Consider the following 23880-nt stretch of genomic DNA (forward strand, 5'->3'; position numbering starts at 1 on the left):
ATTTTGATAAATGAACATTATAAAAATACTGAAAAAAACTGTCATAGACAGCCAAATATATGTCTCTTTAATGGGAACTCTTTTTGCAGTATTTTTCATGAAAGAGCAAAACACATTCCGTTTCCCTACTATTCTGCTGATTTTTATAACGTATTTCAGTGGTTATCTTTATACAAAGTACCAGTATACCAAACATTTTTTCAAAATTCTGGTTTTAAATGCCATTGCAGGGATCTTCTGCGCATTCCTAATCATTCATAATCATAATGAAATAAGACTGATGAAGTGGTTTATTATTGTGATATTGGGATTACTGTATAACAGTTTTTTTCTGGATGTTTATATCCGGAAAATTCCTTTGTTGAAAGTATTTTATGTAGGATTGGTCTGGGCATTGGTTAACTGCTGGCTTACACTCCCTGAATTCAGTATCCCTATTTTTCTGATCAGTTTTTTTTATATCACGGCACTGGTACTTCCTTTTGACATCCGTGATATGAACAGTGATACGGTAAAAACCTTCCCCATGCTGATTGGCGTTCAGAATACAAAGTATATTGCCTATACAATGGTTTTCATAAGCAGTATCATTGGAATTTTTTATCTGAAACCTCTTTATGCTGTCGCCTTTTTTCTATCCAGTATCATTACTTATATTCTTATTTATTTCGCTGAAAACAAAAGAGATGACACTTATTTTTCATTCGGAGTGGAAACTTGTTCGGCACTTCCTTTTTTATTTTTACTAATAATGGAGTATTTTTGACGAATGATTATCAAGAAGCTTTCACTATACAACTTCAAAAACCATTCTGAGAAAAAGTTTGAATTCTCCCCACAGATCAACTGTTTTGTGGGTAATAACGGTGTGGGAAAAACCAATATCCTCGATGCCCTTCATTATTTATCAGTTGGGAAAAGCTTTTTGGGAAATACGGATCTCAACAACATCAAAAAAGAGGAAGATTTTTTCACCCTTGATGCTGAGATCCAGAATGAAGACAGTGAAGATATCATTAGAATCACTCAGCCTAAGGAAGCTAAGAAGGTGATTAAAAAGAATGATAAAAGCTATGACAGGCTTGCAGATCATATCGGATATCTCCCAAGTGTTATGATTTCACCTTATGATTCCAACCTTATTTCTGATTCCGGAGAAAGCAGAAGAAAGTTTCTGGATGCTATGATCTCCCAAACAGATTCTGAATATCTTTTTGACCTGATCCAGTATCAGAAAACAATACAGCAAAGAAATGCTTTACTGAAATACTTTGCTAAAAACAGGACCTGGGATAAAGATTCACTGGAAATTTATGATGAACCGATCACCAGATCCGGAACCAAAATCTTCAATAAAAGAAAAGTGTTTGTTGAACAATTAAATCCTATTGTTCAGAATTTTTATCAGATTATTTCGGGTGGAAAAGAAACGGTTTCTGTCATCTACGAATCTCACTTATTGGAAAATACCTTTGAAGTACTTTTAAAAGAAAGCCTTGAAAAGGACCGCATGTTGACTTATACTTCAAAAGGAATACACAAAGATGATCTTCTCTTTGAAATGGATCATATTTTAATTAAGAAAATAGGTTCACAGGGACAACAAAAATCTTTTCTGATTTCTTTAAAGCTTGCTCAGATAAGCCTTGTCAAAGAACTTACCAAAAAAACGCCTATTCTTTTGTTAGATGATATCTTTGATAAGCTTGATGACACCAGAGTTGCACAATTGATTGAGCTTGTTAATAAAGAAAGTTTTGGCCAGATTTTTATTACAGATACACATAGAGAAAGAACTGAAAGTGTGGTAAAGAAGATTAATGAGGAAAGCATCATCTTTGAGATATAATTAATCTCTTTATTTTCTTTAATTTACCCAAATATTTCTAACTTGTAGTATACTTTTTTACAATTATTATGGAAACATTACACACAGTTACTACTCAGTATGGAGACGTTAGTGGCATTAAAACAGAGAAAGGCATCCTAACATTTAAAGGTATTCCGTATGCAGCTCCACCTATTGGAGCAAACCGCTTTCAACCTCCTACTCCTCCTATACCTTGGGCCGGAATAAAAAACGCAACAGAATATGGGCCTACTCCACCTCAGTTAACACCTAATACCGGACCATTTGCTGAATTATTACCTAATGTTGTAATTCCAGGGGACGATTATTTGAATCTTAACATCTGGACTTCAGATACCGCTGAAAAAAAACCGGTTATGGTTTTTATTTATGGAGGAGCTTTTGTTCTTGGATCAGGAGCTGTCCCAGGTTATGATGGCAGTAGTTTTGCACGGGATGGTGTTGTTTTAGTTACCATCAACTACAGAATAGGTATTGAAGGATTTTTATGGTTTGGAGATGGGGTACCCAATCTTGGTATACTGGACCAAATTGCTGCTCTAAAGTGGGTTCGGGACAATATTGCCAACTTTGGCGGCGATCCTGATAATGTTACTATTTTTGGTGAATCTGCTGGTGGAATGAGTGTCTGTACACTACTTGCTATAAAAGAAGCGCAGGGTTTATTTCGACGGGCAATTGCTGAATCAGGAGCAGGACATTCTGTAATTAGCCCTTCATCCGCAAAGCTTATTGGTACAAGACTAGCAGAAATACTTGGCGTTGCACCAACACGAGAAGCCATTGGAGAAGTAAGTCTTGAAAAGGTCTTTGCAGCACAGGGACAATTAGGATCCGAAATTATGGCAAAACCTTCAATGGAGTTATGGGGTGAAGCAGCATTCAACTTAATGCCTTTTGAACCGGTAATTGATGGCCATTTATTAACCGCCTCCCCTATAGAATGTATTGCCAATGGTTCCGGTAAAGAGGTAGATATCCTTATTGGTACCAACAGCCAGGAATTTAGATTATTTCTTGTTCCTGATGGTATCCTACCAAAAATTACAGATTCCGCTCTGGATACTGCCGCTGCTGCCTATGGATTATCCGCAGAAGCTATTCAAACCTACCGGACTAATCGCCCCGACAGTTCTCCTGGTGATACACTAAGCGCTATTATTACAGATTGGTTTTACCGTATCCCTGCATTGCGCATTGCAGAAAAACACAGCAATACACATGTATATGAGTTTTCATGGAGCTCCCCTGCATGTGACAATTTACTTGGTGCCTGTCATGGTATTGAACTTGCCTTTGTATTTGATAATCTAACTAATCCCGGTTTTTCCAATATGCTAGGTAATCATCCTCCACAACAATTGGCTGACACTGTTCATAAAGCATGGGTGGATTTTGCGACGAACGGCAATCCTGGCTGGGATACTTATGATACAGATAACCGTATATCCATGCGTTTTGATGTTGTATCACAAATTACTGTTGATGACAGGGCTGATGAGCGTTCTGCATGGGATGGGGTCAGATAATCTATTGACATTAAGAATAAATTGAGTATTTATTGAGAATAACCATAGTATTTTAAAACACCATTTATAAAATTGATGGGTTGCATTTATATAAGAGAAACTGGCAATCGAAAACCTACCTATGAAGAAGAATAAAAAACGTGAATTTCAGTCATCAGAACTTGTAAAATCTTTTGCAAGAATCTATGGTTTTGAAGATAAGCTTGTGGCTTTTGACATTAAAGATTTTCTTGAAGATTATCTTGACCAGAGTCTTTTCAATGAAATAAGAAGTGTGAACATTGAAAAGAAATGCATCATTATTAAAATAGATTCTCCTTTATTGAAGAATGATTTTAAAATGCGGAAAAGTTTTTATCTGAAGAAGTTTCAGGATAAATTTGGTGAGGATAAATTTGATGATCTGCAGATACTTTAAAATACAGTATCAATATACCTGAAATACTCATTCAATTCTATTAAATACATTGTGCTTTACATTCAAATATATTGACATCTAATTTTTATATGTCCCAGAGGCAAACCCCCAATAATCTTTTTCATCGACTCCAGTTTCTAGATTAATCGGACTGTAATTTTTTAAAGTTCCAACAATTTTTATACTGTCATTCTTAAATAAAATACCTTGAATTTCAGTTCCGAAAATTTTATTTAAGCTCTCCTTTTTAGTATCCCCTAATATGACGATAGTTTCCTGAACATTGAATTGTGGATATGCATACGACATAACTTTTCCCTTGTTCCTTAAAAAATAACAAGGAGACTTAATTTTTACACTTCCGGACAACCTATACTTACCTGATATAGCTTTTAATTTACCTACTCCATTATCATCTATTAGTTCAAGTAAAACTCCATTAATTTTTGCTGTATCAGTTGTTACAGTTTTATGAGTTTCTTTCAAAGTTTCTTTTTTCTCCCTGCAGGCTTGCAAACAAAAAATTATGATAGAAATATAAATTGTTGCTCTCATATCAAAAAGAATTTAAATTAATGGCCAAAACCATATTTCAATACCCAAAGATAAATAATCTACAGATCCTGCTCTTAAAGAGATTCCATCCCATAAATCAATATGATCCGTAGCTCCCCATCCATCCTTTATGAAAATTAATCCTTTATGCTTAAAACTTTTACTATTCATTTTAGAATATTTTTTTCTTGAAAATTTTAGAGTGTTTCCAAAAATTTCAGGATGTTTATCTATCCAATCTGCCAGCTCCTGAGCTCTTAAGATGTGTCTAAACTTATTTTCATGTTTTTCCCAGCATCTTGCTCCTGAAAAAGAGATTAGGTCTACTCCTGATTTGCTAAATGCTTCGCTCATGCGTATTGCACATTGATTCGGAAATTCGACAACATTGCATGGCTTAAAGGTTCCGGGATGGTTTTTCCATAGAATATCAAATCTTACCATATCGAAATAATTTTTCATCCAAATTAACAAATAATATTTAGTTCACAGTAAAAGGAAAAATTATTTCATAAAAAATCCCAGAAATTTTTCTTATAGATCTCACTCACCTACCCAAAATTCATTTTCCTTGACCTGAAGGCTAGGAACATCGATAGACTGAGGCTTACCAGGAAGTTAAAGAACCCTAATAGAAATACGGTAAAAAAGGACATCCAAAACGTGTAGGAATCTACTGAAAAGTTTTTTCCATAAAGCCCTAGCGCAAAGTTTTCTGCAGCAAAGGTAATGTCTCTGATGTCCAAGTCAAGCCCAAAGAACAATCCTACGGGTTCTGTAGCCCTAGGAACATCGCGAACCAGAAATAGGAAACAATTCCAAGCCAGTTTTTAGCATAATATTTTGATAGTCCTTTTGCAAATTTCTTCCAAAAAAAAATTCTGATAGAAATATTTTTGGCAATTCTCTCCCGCCTATTTTACAAATTGACGGTATATATTTTTGGCTAAAGCCAATGGATTATTTTTATTATTTGGGCGGGCTAAAGCCCACCCCTTATTGAACACATTCTACAAATCACACATAATTAGTACTGATTAAAAGATGTTTATAATTACTCCGTTTCAAAAAATAAAAATTAGCACAAAGCTGATTAATCGCCCTGCTTTATTTTGAGGAAGTAAGGGTATGCGATTATGTTGCTGATAAAGCATAGGGTTACATATATTTCATTCGGAGTTTCAATGCTTTTATTGCTTCATCCAGATCATAAAACAGCTTTGAACCCTTTACATTTCATGCTTTAAAAGTAGTATTCCTACTTTACTAGATGGCTCAATCCTAAAATTAGAAGATATATCAATACAATCTGTTTAAATTTTTATTTTTCTTAAAAGCAAAATAGAGAATGCTAAATAATGTAAATTTATCCGGATGATATTTCATGGTTCAATCCTATTAACAGCATATTGAAGAATTAAACAGGAGTATCAAAACTAAAGCAACAACAGTAAAAACAAACCATGAACTTCGAAGACATTAAACAACAGATCCTTGATGCAGAGAAACTGCATATAAAAAAATTCAAAGAATCATTACAACAGGCTGGGTTACCTCATTTATTAGAGTATTGCTTCCCCCGTTTTCATGTTAATCACAGGAAGAAAATGTATACTTATTCCGTAGAACTCCTTTTTGATACAGAATATAATGAATATCTGTATTGGGAAGGCAAAAACTTAATTAGTGTAGATCGAGAGACAGGAGAAAAAGGGATTGTGATTAACAACTCCTATAAAGCAATCTTAATATATCAGTCAGATTCGGTGTTGCTGACTCTGGAAGATCCTGTGATTGTAACAGATCTGCCGGCTGAAGAAATCAGAAATATTTTAAAAACTGAGAAATTAGTACCCCAAGAGTATTTCAATCCGCTTTATTATACTGAAGAACCTATACCTGCTCAAAAATATCCTATGCCGGATAAAATATTAAATCCTATAAAGATATTTATTCAAGATCAGGAAATTCATTCCGGTGATATCTTATATGATGAGTTTTATTACAAAAAATATTCTGAAGATAAAGAAATATATCAATTTGAACTCAACATTGAATTGAATGATTTTAATGAAAGAATACAACCTAAATATACAGAGCTGCTGAATGAATTAATCGCAGATGATCTGCTTGTGAGCGAGAATTATGCCCTGGAATTATTTGAAAACCTTACAGAATACCCTTCCTATGAAGATATCCTGAATGATACCCAACTGGATATGAAAGAAAAAATGAACTTTCTGGATCCCTTTTTTATATCCCAGATTCTGAACGAATATCTTTGGAAAAGTAATACAGACAGCTGGTCCTGGGTCATAAGGGAGGTGTTTTATTTTAATAAAAACGAAGATAAAATTATCATTAAAGGCAATGCCCAGAAATTAGACTGACTTTATTATAAAGCCGGATATTATATACAAGTCACTCTATTATGTGAGTGTAAGTGACTACGAATTGAATAATTTGGATTTGGATTATAATGGTTATACCCAAATGGCATTTGAAGCACGTGTATTTAATCATTGGCAACGAGTATTATTATATTGGATGAATGGAGAAGGTATCGGTTCGGCAGAAACAGAAGCTTTTAAAACCGAAATGCCAAAAATATTTCCAGATTGGATTTGGGAGAATTTTATTGCCAAATTTGAGAGTTCACGTCTTTCTAATAAAAACAAATAACCTTTCAAAAAATAACAAAGCGGAATTTCTAATTGAAGTTCCGCTTTGCTATTTTTAAATTAAGTGTGATTAATGTTCTTCTGATTTTTCCGATTTATGAGAAATCGTACTGCTCATCAAATCATCTGCTCTTTTATCTAACCCCGAACTTAATGGCAGGAAGAATTTTAGCGGGTGTTTTACAAAATATTTGAAAATTTCCTTATAGATTTCACTTACCTGTCCAAAGTTCATTTTTCTTGATCTAAACGCCAGGAACATAGATAAACTGAAACTCACCAAGAAGTTAAAGAATCCTATTAAAAATACAGTGAAAAAGGACATCCAGAATGTGTACGAGTCTACAGAGAAATCTTTTCCGTAAAGCCCTAATGCAAAGTTTCCGGCAGCAAAAGTAATGTGTCTGATATCAAGATCCAGTCCAAAGAATAGGCCTACAGGAGCCGTAGCTCCAAGGAAAACCCCGAACCAGAAATTGGAAACAATTCCCGGCCAGTTTTTAGCATAATATTTAGATAATCCTTTAGCAAATTTTTTACCGAAAAAGCTTCTGATAGAAAGATTTTTAGCAATTCTTTCCGGAATCTGGTAGAATACAGAGTTGTTTCCGATATTCCCTGAAATAATTCCTGAAATGAAAAGATAAAAACCTGCAATACTTGCGTGAAGAATTGCTTTGGACTTAAAAGGGTCAAGGTCTTTTAATAATTTATCTGACCGGTCAACAGCGAGATTTTGAGAGAAAAACACATCCAATCCATAAATAATGGCCAGCGCTACCGGAAACGCCAGTAAAACGTTTCCTACAAAGGCAATAAACTGACTTCGGAATAATTTCGATACTAAATGGGCAAATTCGGTATTGTTTCTTTGGCTATTCCCCTCTTCAGATAATACTTTGGTCATCGTGGCAGCAGTCATAGCCGGCTGTTTTGTTGCCAGTGTGAATCCCATAAGATAAATCATGATGAATCCCATCGCATAGTTCATTGAATATAGGAATGCATGCGAGAAATCACTTCCGGGAATGTATCCGTACAGCATTTTCAGAACACAGAGTGCTCCAACAATAATTCCCCCTCCACTCGCCTTGTAGAACATGGTCATATATTCTTTTCTGGTAGAAGTAATATAGTGAGTTCCGGCTTCTGCCGTATGATTGGTGATAAGGTGAGAAATCAGTCTTGTACTGTCGTTGATAAGATCCGCAATATTATTCTTGTGAGATTTATAGTTTAAGATATTAAAAACCAATTGCTTTGACTTTAACAAAACATCTTCATCATTGTCTATTACCAACAGCTGTACAATCTCATAAATTCTTTCGGTTTGCTGGCGGATCTTTAGCAATGACTGATTGATCTTCCCTGAAATACCATATTTGGCAGAATTTTTAAAGGCTATATTCACAAACTCCTGACATTGCTCTGCATAGATCTTGATCTGCTTATACCTGCTGTCTTTGGAATGCAGTTGTAACTCAGGATCCTTAACAAGGTCATCTGCCAATGCTTCCAATTCATTCTGAAGAGCCAAAAACGGGTTGTCCAGGTTTCTGTACTGGGGAGCCATTCTTACTACTTCCACTTCCATCGCCATTCCGGTCACCCTCCATGAAAGAATATTCATAGAGAAAATCAGTTCTTTTTTTACATTAGGCTTAATGATAAAATCTGAAGCACCCATAAGATTCAGGAATTCATCAATCTCATTTTCGGGAAGGTTGTGCAGGTATGCTAAATCTTTTTTAGGTCTGAGACTTACATTGTCAATCATATACCACACTGTCTTTTCATTTTCTACGGGTGGCAGAACCTTATTCAGGATTCTTTTTTTAAGTTCCGGAAAGAAGGCATTTTCAGAAAGAATATTGGCTTCCGTCAAAGACAGGTTGAATGGTCTTCCTTTAAAAATATTGTGAATATAGTGCTTAAAGTTTTCCGCAAAATTCGGATTACTTCTGAGAAAATTGAGCACATCTGTAAAGTCTGCCCTTTTTACACTCTCTAACAGCTCTGCAAAGGGTTCCAAAGAAAGGGTTTCGTTCTTAAAAGAAAAGTATTTTTTAAGAACTGACTCAAAATTTGTGCTGGAATTAAAAAATTTCATTAGTACAAAGATACTATTTCAAACTCACATTCCTCATCTGTCTCATAATCCAATTATGTTTCTTTCTTAAATAAGGGGATGGATTCTTTGGATCATATTTCTTTGGATTCGGCAGTACAGCAGCAATCCAGGCTGCATCTGAAGCACTTAGATCCTTGGATGCTTTACCGAAATAATATTGAGCTGCTGCTTCTACACCAAATACTCCCTGCCCCATTTCAATGGAATTCAGGTATCTTTCAAGTATAATATCTTTACTCCATACTTTCTCAATAATGAAAGTATAAACGGCTTCCAGTCCTTTTCTTACCCAACTTCGGCCCTGCCAAAGAAAAACATTCTTTGCGGTCTGCTGTGAAATGGTACTTCCCCCTCTTATTTTTTTCCCCTGTTCATTATGCTTCATTGCCTTTTCGATGGCTGTATAATCGAAGCCGTTATGATCGAAAAATTTCTGATCCTCAGAAGCGATCACTGCCTTTTTCACATTACTTCCCATTTCATCATAGGAAATATAGTCTCTGTGTAATTTTCCGTACTCAAAAAGACCTCCGATCTGGGTAAGGGTAATGGGTGGATTGAAAAATCGTCCCCAAATGATGAAAACTACGTTCAATACAAGAACGATGAAAATAAACTGTTTAATTCTTTTCCACATAACTTTATAAAAAGGAAAGGCAAAAATAAGCAAAAATAGTCCGAGTTACTGCAATTCTTTCATATAAGTAAGCTGATAATCCGGTAAAAGTTCAGGATGGAAGATTTTAATATAATCTTTAAGGATCAGATCTGCTCTTACGACCCCGCTTTCAAAGAAATCATTGGCTTTCTGTCGCTCTTTTCCAGCCATTGTATAGAGTTTTCCTTTGTTGAAGACATTCAGTTTTCCGTAAAAAGGATTCATCTTCAGCATTTCTTTTTTTGAAGTGTGATTTCCTGCATTTACCCAGTACTGAACGCCTCCTGCTTTGGCATACACTTCCTCAAAGCTCATCGTTAATGCCTTTTCATCTTTATTATCTTTCATAATATAAGTAGCATTGGCATCAGCGATATAGTGAGCTACAGAAGTATTTCCACCCGGAAGATACCATACATCCCCATACATTTCATTGGCAAGGACAACAGGTTTCTCTTTTGTGGTCAGGGCAAGTTTCTTCAGATCATTGTAGTTTTTCTCCACTTCCTGATACTTAGCTTCAGCTTCTTTTTCCTTTGCGAAAAGTTCTCCAAACAGTTTAATGTAAGCCGTTTTTTGCAATGGCTGCTGTTCCATATATTCATCTAGAAATATGACCTGAATTCCATTGTTTTTCAAAAGTTGGTAAGCATTATCAAAACTTGCAATATAATTGGTGAAGATTGCATCCGGTTTCATGGAAATAATTTTCTCTACATCATACTTCTGATCACTTCCCACATTCTGAATCTTTCCTTCTTTAATCAGATTCTGGATCTTTTCTGAATAGATATATTCCGGACTTGATACACCAATGATTAAATTTTCTGCTCCAAGCTCTGAAATATACCCTGCCATACTTGCATTAAGAAGGATGATTTTCTTAAAAGGAGTCTGATTTTGCTTGAAATTATAGGTAAAATTTCCTGATTTAAGCTCCAAGCTTCCGTCTTGCTCCTTGTATTGGGTGCGATTTGAGATATTTGTCCAATCTGAGGACGAAATTTTTGATTCTCTTTTACAGGCAATTAGCGAAAATACCGTAAATAAAAGTAAAATTTTCTGTTTCATCTTCCAAAGAACGGAAAAAAGTGGTATATTTGCAACCGTTAAACAACAAGATAACAAACGGCCTCGTGGCGCAACTGAATAGCGCATCTGATTACGGCTCAGAAGGTTACAGGTTTGAATCCTGTCGAGGTCACAAGACGGGGATTAAGATTTTTAGAATTTTGATCCCCCTTTTTTTGTCTTGCTAATTCCCTTCTAATCAACAATATACTTTCCAAGAAAGAATTGATTTTGGGTGTTTGAAAATGCTCTCCATCGAATATTATCTTTTCAGGGTAAATCAAACTCACAAGAGCCCTTTTGTCTATCGTACCGGCATTTTTATAGCGTTCTGAAATATTGTTAACCGCATTTAGAGCCTTTGATATTTTCTGTTCTATACCCTCTTTTTTTTCCGAAGCTGTTAAAACACTTAGTTTATAATCCAGATCGTCCAGCTCTCCTTTATATCTATTCTTTATATCCCTGAAATCATCTTCATCAATCTTGTCCGAGAGATACATATCTCTGGCTTTGCTGATCCTTTCATTAAGTTCATTTCTTCTTTTGGTTACTGCAGCCCGATCATCCTCAAAATTTTCCGAAGTAGATTTAGTATTTCTAACAATCACCTCTTGTAATATTTTGATGATTCCCATCGGAAAATCATACTTTGATAATTCCTCTACAAATAGCTCATTAACTACGTCAGAATGATGCCTAAATCCACAGGCCGAGGTACAGTGGTAGTAATAATAATGTTTTGTTTTGCCCTTTGAGCTGCTTCCTGTTATATTCTTCCCACATTTTGGACAAAGCATTAAACCACGGAGTGGATACCTATCTTCATTAATTATCCTTCCTCCTGGCAATCTAAGATCTTTTGTACCCTTCTTTTTTAAGACATGCTGAACTTTCATAAACAGTTCCTCTGTGATCAACGGTGCATGTTTGCCATTCACAATTTGATCCTCTTCATTTTTATAGGCCCGTAAGAGTATCTTGCCACAATAAACAACATTTCTCATGGCTACCATGAACGCATTACTTGAAATATCCTTGCCTTCACGTTTATTCATCTCCTTTCTAACGATTTCCGTCGGAAGATGACCTTTAGCTACCTGATTAAATGCCCAAATTATGTTTGAAGCTTCGGGTTCCTTGACTGCTACATACTTTCGCCCATCCTCAGTGCACTTATTGATGTAACCATAGGGAGCAATTCCCATCATCCTACCCTCCCTGATTGCACGTCTCATCCCATTGGTTACATTTATCGCTCTCCTATCGTTCTCCACCTCTGGTGTAGACAGATAAATAGCAAGTAGCACCTTATTTTCTGGAATACTTAGATCAAGAGGCTGTTCAATTGCCTGAGGGATTATATTATTATTTTTCAGTTGACTGATCATTTGATAAGCCTCTGCGGTATTTCGACTAAATCTGTCCCATTTAGTAAAAAGTAATAATCTCTCTTCACGGTAGCCTCTGCTTCTTTTGAAGCTTTGAAGATATTTTTTCCATTCAGGACGGTCAAAATTCTTAGCAGAATGATCTTCGAGTATCACTCGGTCAATTGTTAAACCCAACCTGCTGCAATGAAGACGTAACCGCTCTTCTTGATCTCTCTGAGAATACCCTTTATCTGCCTGTTCGTCCGTAGATACCCGGATATATAAGTCTGCTATCATAACACAACGGATTTAAATTGGAAACATAATCAAAAAACCGAAAGCAATTAATTGATTATTAAAATTTTAGAATACACAAAATTACAAAAAGTTTTCATCGGGAGTGAAAATTTCTTTAATAGTTATCTTTGCAAAAAGATATAAAAACTCCATTATCTTTGCTGCTTCCTCCTCTCCAACATCCAAGCCAGCATCCTTAAGCATCTGCATAGATTGTTCTTGAGAAAATTCATCCAGTTTCACAAAATGCTCCAGCCCAAGCCCTTCTGACCTAGATCCAGATTTATTCAGTTTACTGTTTCGATTCGTTCTCCTTTTGGCCATCATGCGGTAATTTTCTGATCTGAAAATTATGCAGATTATAACGGCAAAGTTCCTTATTGACTAACATATACCGATTATAGCCTATATTTTCCGAAACTGAAACTATACAATAACTTCAACAGACGATTTTTGGCTTAAAAAGGAAATGGCCGGAACAATAATGCTCCAGCCATCTTGATTTTATCATTACGAATTACCTTAATTTAAATTCCTTTGTTTTTAAGTTTAGTATACGTGTTTATAGAATTTAGTAAGGTATAAAATACCCATTCCAATTGTTCTGGATGTTTCAGATCTTTTGTTGATTCTTTGTTATGTCGAATATCAAAAGTATTTACAAGCTTGAAAAAATCGGAAACATCACCTGATGTGAAAACTGAGGAAAGATCTCCCCGTAACGGTTCAAGCACATAACTCAATGTTTCACAAGCTGAACGCATTCCATCCATTGTTTGTGGTTCATCGAAAAACAGTTTCCTAGCATGATTTATCTTTTTATCAACCTCAGTATCTCCTGTTGTTATTTCCTGACTGACAAGGCCAAACATAGGCATTTTTGGGAGCTCTTTTTTTGCTAATTCTTTACCACTGTTGGAAACCTTTACTCCCTGATATAGATATCTTCTTTGCGACAAATTATGAATTTTCCTGACCTCTATACTACGATCCTGAACCAGCTGATCTATAATCCTGTGAAGTTCTTCCGGATCGGCATAGGCAAGAGCAAAGTGCTTGGTTGAATAAAATTCAAATTCTCGGTTCTCTTTTCCTCCATCCAGATACATATACTTTAGAAAATGATTGCATTTTTCTTCAAACTCTGTTGGTGGATTTAATAATTTATAGCCTCCTCGTATAAAATCGCTTGTGATTAAAATAGGATCTTCCCCTTTTAAAGTCCTTTCCTTGCATATTCCAGCAATAAGATAGTTTTCAAATTCACCATTTAAGAGTTCCTCATAGACCGACAACGATATTTTTACACGACCAACAACGTCGTTTTCATATTCAACGAATGTTCCGGTGATAGGGAAAAAATTTTCGGGATACAATGGATATCTAGTGAGTGCGCATTGATTAAAAGTCATATTTTTCTTTTTTATATTATTCTTTCAATATTTTAAAAATTACTGCTTAAGCTAACTGAACAGTAACTGACTACAAAGTAAACCATGTTCTCCGCAGTCATTTTGCGTAATAAAAAAATGAAATTTTTTAATACAACCCAATATCAATTCATATTACCATAAAAATTACTATCTACATTGTAAGTATGATTAATCTTATCCTTATCACATCTACCCATAAATGTTCCTTCGGGCGATTTATGTAAAAGAACATGACCTGTACATCCAGTTCTTATGCATTCACAATATCTTTCATTGATCGTGAAATTCCATTTTTCATTTCTACGAACAGTTATATGAGATTCTCCGCTCAACAGCACTTCCCCTCCCACAGGTAGTTTCTCACTTAGTACCAGATAAAGGATTTTATGGGCATATTTATATTTTTTGATGCTATCTTTATTTAGATGCATATATAGGAACATCAAGCCAAACAGAGTGGTAAAACAGATCGTTCTCGCCCAGTCTGTTGTAAAGTAAAAGAAAGTGAAACCCAATATCAGGCAACTGGTTGCCATTAATAAATATGCATGCATAGAATCTTTTACAGATTGCGAAATAGAAAATGGACCGATAAATTTGCCAATTTTAAAATAGACTGTTTTATCCCTACGATAAGGTAAAGGCTGACCAAGGATGTATTCAATCTGTTCGCTGGACATGGTAGTCATTTCTACCGCAATTTCTACATGTCTTAGTATACCGATCTCTATTCCCGGATTATCTCTTTTTAATTCATCAAGGACTAAACTATCCTTAGGTCTTATACCACGGTTGGTGATAAAAGTAAACATACTCACCGGATGCTCGTAAGACATACAGCTGGCAAAATCCGATCTGATTTTCGCAGCAACATGTGCTCTCGACGAGATGGCAAAATACTCTCCAGTGTCATAACAATATCCATCCCTGCCACCATCTCCTTCGTTACCATTTTTTGTGATTGGTACAAATTCCTTTCCATATTTAACGATCAGATATCGTTCACATGCGTCCTGAAAATTGAATCCTCCATGCCCCGCAAGAAGGTTACGTATGAAATCTTTTTCCATAATAATTTGATTTATTTATAAATGTTAAACTTGGTCTATATTCAAAGGAAATCAAACGTCAGATACTACTAAAACCTAAGTATCTATTCAAATAAAAATTATGCTATGATTCTCTTTCAGCATTGTCATAATTCCTTCAATAATTTACGGAATTTTTCATTACATGGATAAAAACAATTTGCTTTTTCTTGTGTTACAGAAATATAAACTAAACAGATTTTCAGATTATGAGAAGGAACCTATTTCTAATTATTGCCTTCCTGGCAATATTGTTTTCCTGCTCGAAGGAAGATGTAACGCAACAGCAGGCAGATGAACTTGCACAGAAGCTAACAAAGAATGCACAGATCGACCAGAAAGTTATAGACCGTGCTATTGATTCCTTCTTTAACACCCTGCCGGATAAAATTGAGATGGACTACACAAAGGGACAGGAAATACACACAATGTCCGATGGAACAAAAAAGACTATGCGGCTTAAACAGCCAGTGAGTGATGGTATTTCAAAAAAGGCAAATTATACAACTGAGATAGACATCTCGATACCAGATGAAGGGCTTCCTGTATGGACAATACCTGGTGCCCGAATTTTTTTAGTTGGAAAATATATGGAAGATGCGGGCTCATATTACCAATCTGAATACGTGGGTAATCCTGTAGATTTTTATGGCAACAAAAAGGTGGTACGAAGTCTCTTCGGTGTCACAAGATGGATGGAGGGGCTTATAGGAAAATGGAGGGGTTATGCAAATTATGTTGTTTATAACTTAAACACCATAGAACGTACCAAGCAGGTCGAATGGGATGCTTCATGGCAGATTCCAAGACGGTAATTGATAGTTAATTTCTATTTTTTATGCAATTTAAAGAAGAACAATACGCGATCACGTACTACCATCTTGATTACGAAAATACACAGGATGGCAGGTTTGTGATGGAATCGGAAACAGGGATGGAACTTACTGGCATTAACAGTGGTGTAGTCTGTCTTCAATACAATTGGTCTCGTAAAATCCTGAGAACAGATAATAACAAAGCCGTAGTCTCACAGATAGCGAGGACACACATTAAGTTTAATTCCGAACTAAGCGACGGGTTGGTTGGCGAAATACTCGATATATTAAAAAAACATGAGGAACAAAATCTGGAATTCATCAGAAACAACAGCTTTGCTGTTTTTGAAAGTTTTCCTAATGTCTATTATTCATCATTTCTGGACGAAAATGTAATACCCATCGAAGAAAGAAAAGCAGATCTGACCAGATGGTTAAAAACAAAAATTCAGGAGTTAAGTCCCGATCATTAAGCTGCCTCAAATAATTATTAACGTCCGGTTGATTTAAAATCGGACGTTAATTTTATAAAATGTATATCCAAATAGGATTCAGTTTAACATGCCCTAAACGTAAAATCCCCGGACAAGGCCGGAGATAAAAAACACAAATGATGAAAAAAAATTATTTCGTGCTGCAAAGTAGTAAATCCTTCTCAACAGGAATGTTAATAGATTCATAAAATTTACCCGCGGTTTTCTTGTTCCCTGATTAGTAGACTATAATTCTCATTAGGAATGGTGCTCAGACTAAAATTTTGGACAGAATACTTTTATTATGTTTTAAGAGGTAAGGATCCAACAGAAACAGATGCTCGTCTGAGTCTATGTGATTTCGGTTATAACTTTCTATATTCATTGCCTTTAAGCTATTTGCTATACCACGGTAAGGAAATCGCTTAAGCTCTTGCATTCTTCTAAGCAAATATTCGACCTTATCCTTTTTTATGTATACCGTATCCCTTCCGAAATCAAGAGCAGTAAAATCAATGTCTGGATTATTTTCAAACCAGCTACCTAAAAGCCCTACTTCAAAAAGTGCTGGCACCAGCTTCTCAAAACGCCTCTCCCGCTGAAAACGTCTACGGTCGAAAACATAACTTTCCACGTCCACTTCAACCTCGTCAAGCTCGAGATACTTTGCTAGACAGAGCCGATGTTGACCGCCTGTGGTAAAATAATGGTCACCAAACTGCATGACAGTCTTGGTCTCGGCGTTGTGATGGATATGATTGATCACTTTCTCTTTTGTTGGAAAATTATCGATCACCCAGTCAAGCCTCATTAGGTTGGTAAAAAATTCAAGCCAATGATAAGTCCAACCTTCTGGCTTATAAATTGGACAGTTATAAGCATAGGCATACTCTATTCCGCAAATTTTGGAGGGGTTAATCTTTTTCTTAACGGTTCCCTCTCGCCTAAAGTACTTTTTATAGATGAGATCATCTGGCAGATAGACGATATCATCATGCCAGATCTGGTTTTTAAAATTTGGATTTAGGTTACTTAACCATTCTATTCTTTGTAAATCAGAATATTTATGTGGCATTATATTGGTGTTTAATGGTAAAAATAATATCTTTTTTTATGCTGATAGAAGATAATAGGGATATAACACATGTAAAAAATACTATTACAATAAACAAAAAAATACTCTTCATCTAAAAACAAAATGTCTAGGACCATACTGTACCAGCCATTTAAGAATAATCTTTGTTATTTTGAAAAAAAGTAAGCTCTCTACACAAAATGATATAGCTAATCTAAGTTCTAAGGCACATAATATTCAACTTCAATCTTACCTTGTGTTGCTTTTAGAGGCTTAAATTGAATGGAGAACTCCGGATAATAGTTATCCATCTGTAGAGAATCTACTTTTCCCGGATTTACCTTTGTCTTCACATGATTGAGCATGATCGTATCATTGGTTGTGCCTTTAACATACAACCATAAAGTTGTAGGGGAACTGCTTTTCGTTTTCACCTGAAATGTGGAGTCTTTGCTAAAATCAGTTATCACAAACAATCCTCGGTTATCACTGTTGCAGGAAATAAACATCATCCCGATAAATAGAATAAAAAATAGTGTTCTCATGTCATCTATTGGTTACTTGGAATTAATTTAGTGTATGGCATTATGATACTATTGGTACCCAAAGGACCTAGGTATACAAGTTTACCCGAGTTTACCATCTCCAGAACATACATTTCGGCGGTCATATTAGCCGTATAGACATCGTAAGCTCTGCCTATTTCATTATTGTGGAGATCCATTTGTTTGTTCAATGGATTCTGTGGAATGTTCTCGTGAGCATCGCCCAATAACTTAGCTTGATCGACTCCGAACATCGTTCTGTTTAGAGCTGAAAAAAATGCATGCCTAAATGCATCTCCTTTTCCATTTTCCAGAGAATTCGGAAAATGCTGTGCTGCTTTCACTTCAGCATCTTTTGCATTCATTAAATATTTTAATCTTTCGTATGGTGACATCTTTTCAAATATTTTTTTCTCCTCCTCACTCATCCGCTTTTTATAATCAGCTTCCATTTTTGCAAGCAGTTCTGCTTCTGCATTTGTAAGCGCATTTATATCATGAGAACCACCTGCACCTGTTCCTCCGGGATAAGTTATCGGCGGATCATCGGAACATACCGCAGGGGTTGCTGATTTGGGCTTATGCCATAGTGAATTTACCTGACCGTTAACATAGGCGACTACCGTTTCACCTTCTTCTTCCTCCGTACATCGCGGATCACCGGGCAATCCTCCTGCTCTCAATTTACTACCAAGGTTTCGATTAAACCATGTATTATCTGAATTGAAGGTAGCAAAATAGCTCTGTCCACCAAGATATTTTGCCACCATATAATTATTATCAAAATAACCTTCTGATATTATCCTGCCCGTAAATCCGAAGGGTAGATCTTTTCCATGCTCTGGAAGATAAACAACCTTTACAAATATCCACTCTCCTTTGCTGTTCTTTGTAGCCTTAACGATCAAATTTTCAGCCAGATTTACGGGAATGGAATCATTGGTATAAACTTTAACATCATCCAGTAATTTTACCTTTACAATTGCGGTATCTGTTGCTTTGAATATGGTATTGTCCCATAGAATCTCTGTTCTGAAATTTTCATTAAAACTCCTCTCCTGGGATTTAAATCCGCTTTCGGCATACTGCCTGTCAAATGCAGCTTTCAGGGACAGATTAGGGCTTACCTAATTATCAGTAGAATTGACAGCATCTTTTTTACAGCCCTGAAACCCAAGCAAAAGGATAAGCAGAGCTATAACGTAATAGTTTTTTTTCATCGTCGTTAAGTAATATTTACAAAATAATTTAATTGTATCTATACATATGACGGCTGAAGAGTAAAATTGTCCCGACAAAACGGAAAATGATTTCACCAGTTAATAATTACCTTTATACCATCTCTTATAAAACCTTTAATAGATGACGGTTAAACAAGAATGAGTTAACATTATGGGCGTGCCCCATCTGCCCCCACTTCCCCACCTCATCTCAGATGGGTCGTGCTATACGCTATATCTTTTGCAGGGCAAAAGGATGCCGCTACTATCACTCACGCAGAAACCTTAAGTGATCCAATCAATTTACAAAAAACGCTCTAAGTGGTAAACTTAGAGCGTTATACATATTTAATATTTAATAGCCAATTTTATGGAAAGTATCCAGTGCTGAGCCACTTCATTTTAGCCGTTTACAGCAGCTGTAAATTACTTTTTTTTGCTTGATAAGATTAAGGTCCAGAATTAATTACCATGAATAACCAACACCAACACCTAACCAGACAGGCATTGTACCATCAGCCGTATTGAACAGTGGAACATAGCTCGCATGAAAAGCGATTCCTTTCTCATATGGGCGATAACGATATCCTATCTCGGGCGATATAATAAATGGAGACTCCGATCCATTTCTATTCTTTACTAAAACTATAGAAGTATTAAAACCAACAACCAACGAACTCTTTTTGCTTCCATAGACATAGTTGACCCCCACCGGAAAAACAACAACATCTTTGACAAGCTCACTATCAAAAACGCCAAAGGTATTTCCTACACCTGCCCTAAAACCTAATCCTTCTCTTGCATCTTTTTTAAATCGCATATCAAAATTAACTGCGGCAAATATGCTAGTTCCTCCCGCTTCAACAAAAGCATATTTCTGTCCCTGTGCGACACTCGCGCTAGATATAAAAAATCCTAGCATAAATAGAATAACAACTTTCATCATATTTTTTAATTTTCACTTTTTTCAATGACTGCGCCCATCCACTTGGAATCAAAACGAGCAACACCATAAATTGAAGCAAACTGCATTACAATTTTCGATGCATTATTTGTTGCCTGCGCGGAGTTTATAGCAGTTTTCGTCCAATTAACCTTTCCGCCCGCACCAATACTGAAAGAGAATACAACATCAGTAAAACTAGCAAGCTCAATTTTAAGTTCTTCTTTATTTGTTGCAGAAATCTCATTAGGTCCCGCAATGACCACTGGTGTTTTCAACTCATTATTCAACCAGACAGCGACCGTTGAAACTTCATTTTTTGGTACATTTTTATATAAATATCTTCTTGCCTGATCATAAAGAAGTTTTGTAGCCTGTTGAAATCCTCTACTCAGATCAAGAGTAACACTATTTGGCAACAAATCAAATTCATATGTTAAGGGAGTTGGTCTTACTGTTGGATCCCAATCAGGACTGTAATTAAATTTAGAAGGTCTGTACGGCTCAATTGATTTTCGGAGTGCATCCCACGGGTTTGCTGGTGTCACTTTATCTTCCATTGTAAATGAAATACCATCCCATCCAAGACGGATTTCATCCGCAGCAGTGCCAGACCAGCCGATCCAGTTTTTCTTCTGTGTTTTAACACTAAGTCCGAGTACCTTCCGTACAACATAATTTTTATTATACAAACTTACTTTGATTCTCCTTTTATCACTAAAATTGGCCGTATAAACCTCATTATTAGCGCCTCCAAATATACCGCTCCAAATTTTCCCTAAGAAGGTATGTTTACCATATTTTATTACTGGCAGACTTGAATATTCACCGCTACCAATTGCAGGACTATTTATATTAGATGTTGCAGCAACTTTGACTATATCATTTACCGGAGGGGGCGTACTCGTACTCGTGGATACCTCCTCTCTCGTTTTTACAACCTCATATGTATCGTATAAAAACACTTGTTCTCCCTCTAATGTAAAATAACCATCTATTGTAGTTGGATTCTCGTAAACCTTACTATTGATCTCATCATACATTGTCAATTCATCCATTGAAAAGTCTTCAACGACCTTTTCAAGTACATCATATTTCTCGGTAGGTGTAAATAAAGTTCCATAGGGGGTTATTTTATAAACCATATCCGAAACTTCGACCTCCATATCCTGGTTCACAATTTCTGACATGATCGGATCTTCGATAAGATCTTCTTTGCTAATTAATTCACTTGGGGTTTCAATAGAGGTAGTACTTACAGTAGCTTTTGCTTTTACATGAATTTCAGCTTGGTTATCAAACCCCAAAGATCTTAATTTAGCTTTTGCAGCTGCTGGTGACTTCTTATAGTCGTTAAAGAATTTGTCAACATCTGAAACACTTCTAAAAGACAACCGAGCGTTCTTTACCGATAAACCCGATTCTTGGATAGCCGGTTTTTCAGAAACCGCATTTTCATTTAAGCTTTGCTTTTCACACGACAAAAGGAAAGCTGACATTAGGATAATAATAGTTCTTTTCATTTAATTGAGATTTAGTTTTCAATATTCTATATATAGACGATCAACTTGTCTAATTGTCCCGAAATATTTTCATTTTTTAATTCGACCTAAGTTGCGTAAAGGTTTAAACAGATATAGTTTCATTCAATATTGAAAATATCGCTACAAACCGAATAGTTATTGGCCCTAAAGTTTATGACGATAATCTCTTGCAAAAATCCATTGTTCCTTCCTATGAACACTAAGCCATAGCACATTTACCACCGTTCTCTTTCCAGAGCTGTAAAAGAGCTTTGGCTTGCCACGGCAAAATGTAGAAAATTGAAAGATGCTGGCAGCACCTTGCTCTCCATTGCATCTCTCAATTACCTACGGACTGAAATCCCAGGTTAATATCTTCTTTAGGATCAATAAGAATGGAAATCAATTTTTCAAAGAAACAGACAAAAAAGGAAAGCAAAGATACTTCGGACGCTCAACCCAACAGCAAAAGACTACGGCATAAACACAGGCAGCCGCACATGGCCGTCCTTTATTCCGTTTCCTTTTGCGGCCTGTCCTACGTTGCGATTTACTTTCTTTTTTTTCTGTTTTTTTCTTTTGAAAAAATGATTAAGGGGCCTCGGCTCGGGCAGGACTGAAAGGAATGGAAACGTAACAAGATTGTAAAACAACTCAAAAACAAAAGTTATGAACATTTCAGGAACGCTGACAGCAAACGCAAAAGTCAGCACAACAGCAACAGGTAAAGAAGTGGTAAACTTCACAATCGCTATCAATGACAGCTACAAAGACAAGGACGGTAACCGTGTGGAACACACAACTTTCATCGACTGTGCCTATTGGTTAACCGCGAAAGCATCAACATGGCTTGTAAAGGGACTTTATGTTGAACTATACGGAGAACTCTCCGCAAGGGCATGGATCAACAAAGATGGCGAAGCAAAAGCGGGAATCAATTTTCATGTTATGGCAATCAAGCCGATCGGAAAATTTGGCAAGAAGGAAACACAAACCGTACAGGCTACAACAGCACAGACGAATAAAGAGCCTGTAGCAATTGGGGATGATGACAACCTTCCTTTCTAATCACCTTATCAATTAATCTTTAAATCTTAAAGTCATGGGACACAATCTAAATTTCAACAATAGAACAGGCAGATACTCATTTTTCAGCGTGAAGGAAAAAGCATGGCACGGACTAGGACAGATCGTGCAGGACTACCCTACCAGTGCCGAAGCGATCAAACACGCAGGGCTTGACTACGAAGTCGAAAAATCACCACTTTATACAAAAGGCTCAGGAATAATACAGGTGTCGGAGGGTATTGTCATACAGGACACTGAAATTGAAGTACCTGATTACTTCGCCAATGTCCGCACTGACAACAACACGGTATTAGGCGTGGTGGGTAAAGATTATCACATCGTACAGAACAAAGATGCCTTTTCATTCTTTGATTCCATCGTAGGTAATGAAAGCGGTATCCTCTACGAAACAGCAGGGGCACTCGGACAGGGAGAACGCATATTTATTACCGCCAAACTTCCAAACTATATCCGAATAGGCAATTCAGATGATGTGATCGAGAAATATATCTTCCTGACCACTAGCCACGATGGAAGCGGAAGTATCACGGCAGCCTTCACCCCTATCCGTATCGTTTGTCAGAATACGTTAAATGCATCGTTGCGGAACATGAGCAATGTTGTTCGTATCAAGCATACCGCAGGGGCAAAACAACGCCTGAACGACGCTCACAAAGTGATGGGACTGGCAAACAACCTGACAGCACAGATGGATGGTATTTTCAACAGATGGGCAGGTATCAGGGTGAAAGACAGTGAAGTCAGAAAACTGTTACAACTGGCATTATGTCCTAACAAGGAAACCTTTAACCTGCTGAAAAAAGGTGCAGAAAACGAACTTTCCACGATGTTTAAAAATACCGTTGACGATGCGTTCGCCTACGCCATGATGAACGATACCCAACAGCTTGAAACAACAAAAGGTACTTTGTTCGGTGCGTATAATGCGGTCACAGGCTATTTTCAGAATGTACGGAACTACAAAAATTCAGAAGCAAAACTGAAAAGCATTGTACTGGGGGGAACCGCTCAGGCAAAAGGACAGGAAGCATTTAACCTCTGTAATGCATTTGAAAAAGCAGGGGCTGATATATTCCTATTGAATTAATCATTA

Annotated in this window: 25 protein-coding genes, 1 tRNA gene and 1 pseudogene; 12 read left to right on the top strand and 15 right to left on the bottom strand. The window is 36.3% G+C overall.

Going from position 1 to position 23880, the window contains the following annotated elements; genetic code table 11:
• Positions 1 to 10 precede the first annotated feature (10 nt).
• From DRF65_RS13585 to DRF65_RS13600, 4 genes are all read left to right on the top strand, one after another.
• Entirely contained in the window at positions 11 to 766 is a 756-nt protein-coding gene (locus tag DRF65_RS13585; RefSeq protein WP_115971307.1) for a UbiA prenyltransferase family protein, read from the top strand.
• A gap of 3 nt (positions 767 to 769) precedes the next feature.
• The gene (recF, locus tag DRF65_RS13590; protein WP_115971308.1) at positions 770 to 1849 is read left to right on the top strand and encodes a DNA replication/repair protein RecF; all 1080 of its coding nucleotides are present in this window, start codon (positions 770 to 772) and stop codon (positions 1847 to 1849) included.
• Positions 1850 to 1917: 68 nt separating this feature from the next.
• Positions 1918 to 3399: a carboxylesterase/lipase family protein gene (locus tag DRF65_RS13595; RefSeq protein ID WP_115971309.1), complete on the top strand. Its 1482-nt coding sequence runs from the start codon at positions 1918 to 1920 to the stop codon at positions 3397 to 3399.
• 121 nt (positions 3400 to 3520) lie between these two features.
• Complete coding sequence (locus DRF65_RS13600) at positions 3521 to 3817, top strand: hypothetical protein (RefSeq protein ID WP_115971310.1); 297 nt, start codon at positions 3521 to 3523, stop codon at positions 3815 to 3817.
• A 78-nt stretch (positions 3818 to 3895) separates the two neighbouring features.
• Here the strand turns inward: DRF65_RS13600 and DRF65_RS13605 are convergent, their stop codons facing one another.
• The 3 genes and pseudogenes from DRF65_RS13605 to DRF65_RS29155 form a co-directional block, all read right to left on the bottom strand.
• Entirely contained in the window at positions 3896 to 4372 is a 477-nt protein-coding gene (locus tag DRF65_RS13605; protein WP_115971311.1) for a hypothetical protein, read from the bottom strand.
• A 12-nt stretch (positions 4373 to 4384) separates the two neighbouring features.
• Positions 4385 to 4834, bottom strand: coding sequence for a type VI secretion system amidase effector protein Tae4 (locus DRF65_RS13610; protein WP_228438685.1), 450 nt, complete (start codon positions 4832 to 4834; stop codon positions 4385 to 4387).
• Between the two features lie 92 nt (positions 4835 to 4926).
• A pseudogene (locus DRF65_RS29155) lies at positions 4927 to 5282 on the bottom strand (recombinase); the annotation flags it as partial.
• 553 nt (positions 5283 to 5835) lie between these two features.
• On the opposite strand from DRF65_RS29155, the gene DRF65_RS13620 reads away from it, so the two are divergent.
• Complete coding sequence (locus DRF65_RS13620) at positions 5836 to 6762, top strand: hypothetical protein (protein ID WP_115971312.1); 927 nt, start codon at positions 5836 to 5838, stop codon at positions 6760 to 6762.
• Positions 6763 to 6865: 103 nt separating this feature from the next.
• The gene (locus DRF65_RS13625; RefSeq protein ID WP_115971313.1) at positions 6866 to 7054 is read left to right on the top strand and encodes a hypothetical protein; all 189 of its coding nucleotides are present in this window, start codon (positions 6866 to 6868) and stop codon (positions 7052 to 7054) included.
• Between the two features lie 69 nt (positions 7055 to 7123).
• Here DRF65_RS13625 and DRF65_RS13630 read toward each other — a convergent pair whose 3' ends face one another.
• From DRF65_RS13630 to DRF65_RS13640, 3 genes are read right to left on the bottom strand one after another with little or no spacing between them, the layout of a single operon-like run.
• A complete protein-coding gene (locus tag DRF65_RS13630) occupies positions 7124 to 9163 on the bottom strand; it encodes a recombinase (protein WP_115971314.1) in 2040 nt (679 codons plus the stop codon).
• A 13-nt stretch (positions 9164 to 9176) separates the two neighbouring features.
• Entirely contained in the window at positions 9177 to 9821 is a 645-nt protein-coding gene (gene mtgA, locus DRF65_RS13635; RefSeq protein ID WP_115971315.1) for a monofunctional biosynthetic peptidoglycan transglycosylase, read from the bottom strand.
• A gap of 45 nt (positions 9822 to 9866) precedes the next feature.
• Positions 9867 to 10913: an ABC transporter substrate-binding protein gene (locus tag DRF65_RS13640; protein ID WP_165852224.1), complete on the bottom strand. Its 1047-nt coding sequence runs from the start codon at positions 10911 to 10913 to the stop codon at positions 9867 to 9869.
• A gap of 59 nt (positions 10914 to 10972) precedes the next feature.
• Between DRF65_RS13640 and DRF65_RS13645 the strand changes: the two genes are divergently transcribed.
• A tRNA-Arg gene (locus tag DRF65_RS13645) sits at positions 10973 to 11046 on the top strand.
• Here DRF65_RS13645 and DRF65_RS13650 read toward each other — a convergent pair.
• The 4 genes from DRF65_RS13650 to DRF65_RS13665 all read right to left on the bottom strand — a co-directional run bounded on the left by DRF65_RS13650 (position 11012) and on the right by DRF65_RS13665 (position 15086).
• Positions 11012 to 12583 (bottom strand): recombinase family protein, encoded by a 1572-nt coding sequence (locus tag DRF65_RS13650; protein WP_115971316.1) that lies wholly within the window; start codon positions 12581 to 12583, stop codon positions 11012 to 11014. The genes DRF65_RS13645 and DRF65_RS13650 overlap by 35 nt on opposite strands.
• 81 nt (positions 12584 to 12664) lie before the next feature.
• Complete coding sequence (locus DRF65_RS13655; RefSeq protein ID WP_115971317.1) at positions 12665 to 12910, bottom strand: hypothetical protein; 246 nt, start codon at positions 12908 to 12910, stop codon at positions 12665 to 12667.
• 200 nt (positions 12911 to 13110) lie between these two features.
• A complete protein-coding gene (locus DRF65_RS13660; protein ID WP_123947342.1) occupies positions 13111 to 13995 on the bottom strand; it encodes a hypothetical protein in 885 nt (294 codons plus the stop codon).
• Between the two features lie 143 nt (positions 13996 to 14138).
• Complete coding sequence (locus DRF65_RS13665; protein ID WP_115971319.1) at positions 14139 to 15086, bottom strand: hypothetical protein; 948 nt, start codon at positions 15084 to 15086, stop codon at positions 14139 to 14141.
• Positions 15087 to 15313: 227 nt separating this feature from the next.
• Here DRF65_RS13665 and DRF65_RS13670 point away from each other — a divergent pair, with 227 nt between their 5' ends.
• Together DRF65_RS13670 and DRF65_RS13675 are read left to right on the top strand one after the other, a co-directional pair.
• Entirely contained in the window at positions 15314 to 15919 is a 606-nt protein-coding gene (locus tag DRF65_RS13670) for a hypothetical protein (RefSeq protein WP_115971320.1), read from the top strand.
• Between the two features lie 23 nt (positions 15920 to 15942).
• The gene (locus tag DRF65_RS13675; RefSeq protein WP_115971321.1) at positions 15943 to 16392 is read left to right on the top strand and encodes a hypothetical protein; all 450 of its coding nucleotides are present in this window, start codon (positions 15943 to 15945) and stop codon (positions 16390 to 16392) included.
• A 271-nt stretch (positions 16393 to 16663) separates the two neighbouring features.
• Here DRF65_RS13675 and DRF65_RS13680 read toward each other — a convergent pair whose 3' ends face one another.
• The 5 genes from DRF65_RS13680 to DRF65_RS13700 all read right to left on the bottom strand — a co-directional run bounded on the left by DRF65_RS13680 (position 16664) and on the right by DRF65_RS13700 (position 21698).
• Positions 16664 to 17467, bottom strand: coding sequence for a hypothetical protein (locus tag DRF65_RS13680; protein ID WP_115971322.1), 804 nt, complete (start codon positions 17465 to 17467; stop codon positions 16664 to 16666).
• Between the two features lie 221 nt (positions 17468 to 17688).
• Positions 17689 to 18012 (bottom strand): hypothetical protein, encoded by a 324-nt coding sequence (locus tag DRF65_RS13685; RefSeq protein ID WP_123947343.1) that lies wholly within the window; start codon positions 18010 to 18012, stop codon positions 17689 to 17691.
• 5 nt (positions 18013 to 18017) lie between these two features.
• Positions 18018 to 18920 (bottom strand): DUF6973 domain-containing protein, encoded by a 903-nt coding sequence (locus tag DRF65_RS13690; protein ID WP_115971324.1) that lies wholly within the window; start codon positions 18918 to 18920, stop codon positions 18018 to 18020.
• A 778-nt stretch (positions 18921 to 19698) separates the two neighbouring features.
• A complete protein-coding gene (locus tag DRF65_RS13695) occupies positions 19699 to 20178 on the bottom strand; it encodes a hypothetical protein (protein WP_115971325.1) in 480 nt (159 codons plus the stop codon).
• A 5-nt stretch (positions 20179 to 20183) separates the two neighbouring features.
• Positions 20184 to 21698, bottom strand: coding sequence for a hypothetical protein (locus tag DRF65_RS13700; protein WP_115971326.1), 1515 nt, complete (start codon positions 21696 to 21698; stop codon positions 20184 to 20186).
• Between the two features lie 307 nt (positions 21699 to 22005).
• Here DRF65_RS13700 and DRF65_RS28435 point away from each other — a divergent pair, with 307 nt between their 5' ends.
• The 3 genes from DRF65_RS28435 to DRF65_RS13715 all read left to right on the top strand — a co-directional run bounded on the left by DRF65_RS28435 (position 22006) and on the right by DRF65_RS13715 (position 23874).
• Positions 22006 to 22182, top strand: coding sequence for a hypothetical protein (locus DRF65_RS28435; protein ID WP_165852225.1), 177 nt, complete (start codon positions 22006 to 22008; stop codon positions 22180 to 22182).
• 185 nt (positions 22183 to 22367) lie between these two features.
• Complete coding sequence (locus DRF65_RS13710; protein ID WP_115971328.1) at positions 22368 to 22766, top strand: single-stranded DNA-binding protein; 399 nt, start codon at positions 22368 to 22370, stop codon at positions 22764 to 22766.
• Positions 22767 to 22800: 34 nt separating this feature from the next.
• Positions 22801 to 23874, top strand: a complete 1074-nt coding sequence (locus DRF65_RS13715; protein WP_115971329.1) for a DUF932 domain-containing protein — start codon at positions 22801 to 22803, stop codon at positions 23872 to 23874.
• The last annotated feature ends 6 nt before the right edge of the window (positions 23875 to 23880 follow it).

The sequence above is a fragment of the Chryseobacterium pennae genome, from assembly GCF_003385515.1.
GTDB lineage: Bacteria > Bacteroidota > Bacteroidia > Flavobacteriales > Weeksellaceae > Chryseobacterium > Chryseobacterium pennae.

Bases quoted from the DNA above. Each gene is read 5' to 3' on its own strand.
- DRF65_RS13585 (WP_115971307.1), top strand. From the start codon at position 11: ATGAACATTATAAAAATACTGAAAAAAACTGTCATAGACAGCCAAATA.
- recF (WP_115971308.1), top strand. From the start codon at position 770: ATGATTATCAAGAAGCTTTCACTATACAACTTCAAAAACCATTCTGAG.
- DRF65_RS13595 (WP_115971309.1), top strand. From the start codon at position 1,918: ATGGAAACATTACACACAGTTACTACTCAGTATGGAGACGTTAGTGGC.
- DRF65_RS13600 (WP_115971310.1), top strand. From the start codon at position 3,521: ATGAAGAAGAATAAAAAACGTGAATTTCAGTCATCAGAACTTGTAAAA.
- DRF65_RS13605 (WP_115971311.1), bottom strand. From the start codon at position 4,372: ATGAGAGCAACAATTTATATTTCTATCATAATTTTTTGTTTGCAAGCC.
- DRF65_RS13610 (WP_228438685.1), bottom strand. From the start codon at position 4,834: ATGAAAAATTATTTCGATATGGTAAGATTTGATATTCTATGGAAAAAC.
- DRF65_RS13620 (WP_115971312.1), top strand. From the start codon at position 5,836: ATGAACTTCGAAGACATTAAACAACAGATCCTTGATGCAGAGAAACTG.
- DRF65_RS13625 (WP_115971313.1), top strand. From the start codon at position 6,866: ATGGCATTTGAAGCACGTGTATTTAATCATTGGCAACGAGTATTATTA.
- DRF65_RS13630 (WP_115971314.1), bottom strand. From the start codon at position 9,163: ATGAAATTTTTTAATTCCAGCACAAATTTTGAGTCAGTTCTTAAAAAA.
- mtgA (WP_115971315.1), bottom strand. From the start codon at position 9,821: ATGTGGAAAAGAATTAAACAGTTTATTTTCATCGTTCTTGTATTGAAC.
- DRF65_RS13640 (WP_165852224.1), bottom strand. From the start codon at position 10,913: ATGAAACAGAAAATTTTACTTTTATTTACGGTATTTTCGCTAATTGCC.
- DRF65_RS13650 (WP_115971316.1), bottom strand. From the start codon at position 12,583: ATGATAGCAGACTTATATATCCGGGTATCTACGGACGAACAGGCAGAT.
- DRF65_RS13655 (WP_115971317.1), bottom strand. From the start codon at position 12,910: ATGATGGCCAAAAGGAGAACGAATCGAAACAGTAAACTGAATAAATCT.
- DRF65_RS13660 (WP_123947342.1), bottom strand. From the start codon at position 13,995: ATGACTTTTAATCAATGCGCACTCACTAGATATCCATTGTATCCCGAA.
- DRF65_RS13665 (WP_115971319.1), bottom strand. From the start codon at position 15,086: ATGGAAAAAGATTTCATACGTAACCTTCTTGCGGGGCATGGAGGATTC.
- DRF65_RS13670 (WP_115971320.1), top strand. From the start codon at position 15,314: ATGAGAAGGAACCTATTTCTAATTATTGCCTTCCTGGCAATATTGTTT.
- DRF65_RS13675 (WP_115971321.1), top strand. From the start codon at position 15,943: ATGCAATTTAAAGAAGAACAATACGCGATCACGTACTACCATCTTGAT.
- DRF65_RS13680 (WP_115971322.1), bottom strand. From the start codon at position 17,467: ATGCCACATAAATATTCTGATTTACAAAGAATAGAATGGTTAAGTAAC.
- DRF65_RS13685 (WP_123947343.1), bottom strand. From the start codon at position 18,012: ATGAGAACACTATTTTTTATTCTATTTATCGGGATGATGTTTATTTCC.
- DRF65_RS13695 (WP_115971325.1), bottom strand. From the start codon at position 20,178: ATGATGAAAGTTGTTATTCTATTTATGCTAGGATTTTTTATATCTAGC.
- DRF65_RS13700 (WP_115971326.1), bottom strand. From the start codon at position 21,698: ATGAAAAGAACTATTATTATCCTAATGTCAGCTTTCCTTTTGTCGTGT.
- DRF65_RS28435 (WP_165852225.1), top strand. From the start codon at position 22,006: ATGCTGGCAGCACCTTGCTCTCCATTGCATCTCTCAATTACCTACGGA.
- DRF65_RS13710 (WP_115971328.1), top strand. From the start codon at position 22,368: ATGAACATTTCAGGAACGCTGACAGCAAACGCAAAAGTCAGCACAACA.
- DRF65_RS13715 (WP_115971329.1), top strand. From the start codon at position 22,801: ATGGGACACAATCTAAATTTCAACAATAGAACAGGCAGATACTCATTT.